Here is a 2,436-nt window from a genome sequence, read left to right as displayed (position 1 = left end):
TGCCAGTCAACGCCTACTCGGCAGGAATTGTTGCCGCTGCCATGGCGGTCGTGGGCATGCTGGTGGTCGGCCCGATCGTGAAGGCCTTCAGCAATGGCGCCAGCGCCGTGGTCGAATTCCTGGTCACCAACGGCCTGCTGCCCTTCACCAGCATCTTCATCGAGCCCGCAAAGGTCCTGTTCCTCAACAACGCCGTTAACCACGGCATCCTCACCCCGCTGGGCACGCAGCAGGCGCTCGAGCAGGGCAAGTCCATCCTTTTCCTGCTCGAAGCCAACCCCGGTCCGGGCTTCGGCATCCTGCTCGCCTTTTCATTCTTCGGCAAGGGTCTGGCCAAGGCGTCCGCGCCGGGCGCAGCCGTGATCCAGTTCGTCGGCGGTATCCATGAGATCTACTTCCCGTACGTCCTGATGAAGCCGATGACGATCTTCGCCGCAATCGGCGGCGGCATGACCGGCATCTTCACGCTCGTGGTCACCGGCGCCGGACTCCGGTCCCCGGCAGCCCCGGGCAGCATCATCGCGGTCTACGCCTCAACGGCACGCGACAGCTACGTCGGCGTGACGCTCTCCGTCCTCTTTGCCACCACGGTGTCCTTCCTGATCGCCTCGGTGGTCCTGAAAGCCAGCAAGGCGCCCGCCGAAGACGACCTCGATCAGGCGACCCACCGGATGGAGGCCCTGAAGGGCAAGAAGAGCTCGGTGTCCGCAGCCCTGATCGGTGAGGGCGTGGGTGCCAGCGGCGTCGCCGTCCTCGCCACCCCGATCAAGAACATCGTCTTTGCCTGCGACGCCGGCATGGGCTCCAGCGCGATGGGCGCCTCGGTGCTCCGCAACAAGATCAAGGCCGCCGGCTTCTCGGACGTCAAGGTCACCAACTCCGCGATCGCCAACCTCACCGACACGTACGACGTCGTCATCACCCACCAGGACCTGACCGAACGGGCCAAGCCCGCGACCGCCAGCGCCGTGCATGTCTCTGTGGACAACTTCATGAACAGCCCGCGGTACGACGAGATCGTGGAACTGGTCGAGGCCAGCAACACGGAAGACGGCGCCACGGAAACGACCCCTGCCGCGGCCGCCGCCGGCACCGCCCCCGCCGCTGCCGAGGCAGAAGCCGAGCAGGGTCCCGCCGGCATCCTGGTGGCCGAAAGCGTCGTCCTCAACGGCCATGCGACTACGCGGGACGCCGCGATCGACGAGGCCGGGCAGCTTCTGCTGGACCGCGGCGCCGTTGACTCCGGCTACGTGGACGCCATGCACGAACGCGAGGAATCCGTCTCCACGTACATGGGCAGCTTCCTGGCCATCCCGCACGGCACCAATGCCGCGAAGGACCACATCATGAAGTCGGCGGTCTCCGTTATCCGCTACCCGAACGGCATCGACTGGAACGGCAAGGAAGTGAAGTTCGTCGTCGGTGTGGCCGGGGTCAACAATGAACACCTGCACATCCTGTCCTCAATCGCCAAGGTCTTCACCAACAAGGCCCAGGTGGCCCAGCTCGAGGCGGCCACCACGGTTGACGAAGTGCTGGCCCTGTTCGGAAAGGTCAACTCCTAGTGAAGGCTGTTCATTTCGGAGCCGGAAACATCGGGCGCGGCTTCGTGGGCCTGCTGCTGCACGACGCAGGGTATGAGGTGGTGTTCGCCGACGTCGCGGACGCCCTCATCACCGAGCTGGCCGCCGCGGACAGCTACGAGGTCCACGAAGTCGGAGAGAACCCCGCTGTCCGTACTGTCAACAACTTCCGGGCGCTGAACTCCGGCACCCAGGAAGCCGACGTCGTCGCGGAAATCGCGACGGCGGACATCGTCACCACCGCCGTGGGGCCGCACATCCTGAAGTTCGTGGCGCCCGTGATCGCCAAGGGGATTGCCGCCCGTGCTGCCGGGCTGGCGCCGCTGCAGGTGATGGCGTGCGAGAACGCGATCAACGCCACGGACATCCTGAAGTCCGAGGTCGTTGCCCAGTGGGATCCGGCCGCGGGCGCCCTGGACGCGGCCGCCGTGTTTGCCAACACGGCGGTGGACCGGATTGTGCCGAACCAGGAGGCCGGGCAGGGCCTGGACGTCAAGGTGGAGACGTTCTATGAGTGGGTAATCGACCGTACCCCGTTCGCCGGGAAGGAGCCGGTGGTCCCGGGCGCGACGTTCGTGGACGATCTCGCACCGTACATCGAGCGAAAGCTGTTCACCGTCAACACGGGGCACGCGGCGGCGGCCTACTTCGGATTCGAGGCCGGCCTGGGCAAGATTTCCGAGGCCATGGCCGACCAGGATGTCGCGGCCGATGTGCGCGCCGTCCTGGACGAAACCAAGGAGCTGCTGGTGGCCAAGCACGGCTTCAACCGGGCCGAGCAGGAGGCGTACGTGGAAAAAATCCTGGGCCGCTTCTCGAACCCGCACCTGCCGGACACCGTCACCCGGGTGGG

2 protein-coding genes are annotated in these 2,436 nt (G+C 66.0%); both read left to right on the top strand.

Annotation, left to right across the window (positions count from 1 at the left end):
• On the top strand, positions 1–1,565 hold a 1,565-nt coding region (locus LQV45_RS25870), incomplete at its 5' end, for a PTS sugar transporter subunit IIA (RefSeq protein ID WP_230009505.1).
• Positions 1,565–2,436: mannitol-1-phosphate 5-dehydrogenase (locus tag LQV45_RS25865; RefSeq protein ID WP_230009504.1), on the top strand; the 872-nt coding region annotated here is incomplete at its 3' end. The genes LQV45_RS25870 and LQV45_RS25865, both read left to right, overlap by 1 nt.

Source organism: Microbacterium sp. Bi128 (assembly GCF_918698205.1).
The sequence above is the reverse complement of the archived record's forward strand: the minus strand, read 5'-3'. Positions and strand labels throughout refer to the sequence as shown.